Genomic DNA, 1,063 nt, shown 5'->3' on the forward strand with positions numbered 1-1,063 from the left:
CATCGAATTAAACCACATGCTCCACCGCTTGTGCGGGCCCCCGTCAATTCCTTTGAGTTTCATTCTTGCGAACGTACTCCCCAGGTGGGTCACTTATCACTTTCGCTTAGCCACTCAAACCGAAGTTCGAACAGCTAGTGACCATCGTTTACGGCGTGGACTACCAGGGTATCTAATCCTGTTCGCTCCCCACGCTTTCGTCCATCAGTGTCAATACATTGTTAGTGATCTGCCTTCGCAATCGGTATTCTATGTAATATCTATGCATTTCACCGCTACACTACATATTCTAACCACTTCACAATGATTCAAGACAACCAGTATCAAAGGCAATTCTACGGTTGAGCCGCAGACTTTCACCCCTGACTTAATTGTCCACCTACGGACCCTTTAAACCCAATGATTCCGGATAACGCTTGGATCCTCCGTATTACCGCGGCTGCTGGCACGGAGTTAGCCGATCCTTATTCTTACGGTACCGTCAAGCCACTACACGTAGTGGTGTTTCTTCCCGTATAAAAGCAGTTTACAACCCATAGGGCAGTCTTCCTGCACGCGGCATGGCTGGATCAGGCTCCCGCCCATTGTCCAATATTCCTCACTGCTGCCTCCCGTAGGAGTCTGGTCCGTGTCTCAGTACCAGTGTGGGGGATCCCCCTCTCAGGGCCCCTACCTATCGTTGCCATGGTGTGCCGTTACCACACCATCTAGCTAATAGGACGCATACTCATCTTTTACCGCCGGAGCTTTAAAGTTGAAATGATGCCATCTCAACTTACCATGGGGTATTATTCTTCGTTTCCAAAGGCTATCCCCCTGTAAAAGGCAGATTGTATACGCGTTACGCACCCGTGCGCCACTCGTCAGCGGATTGCAAGCAATCCCTGTTACCGTTCGACTTGCATGTGTTAGGCCTGCCGCTAGCGTTCATCCTGAGCCAGGATCAAACTCTTCATCGTTAAATTTTTAAGTGTTTCCACTTACATCTTAACAACCAAAAGGAATTTAATTTCTAAGTACTCAAAATGGTCTATTCTTTTGTCTGAAGACAACCGTTTCCGGC

The 1,063-nt window shown here is 48.4% G+C and carries 1 rRNA gene; it reads right to left on the reverse strand.

Features of this window, described 5'->3' with window-relative positions:
- A 16S ribosomal RNA gene (locus ACFOSX_RS10900) occupies window positions 1-959 on the reverse strand; the annotation flags it as partial.
- Window positions 960-1,063 lie beyond the last annotated feature (104 nt).

This window comes from Winogradskyella maritima (assembly GCF_042650215.1).
Classification (GTDB): Bacteria; Bacteroidota; Bacteroidia; order Flavobacteriales; family Flavobacteriaceae; genus Winogradskyella; species Winogradskyella maritima.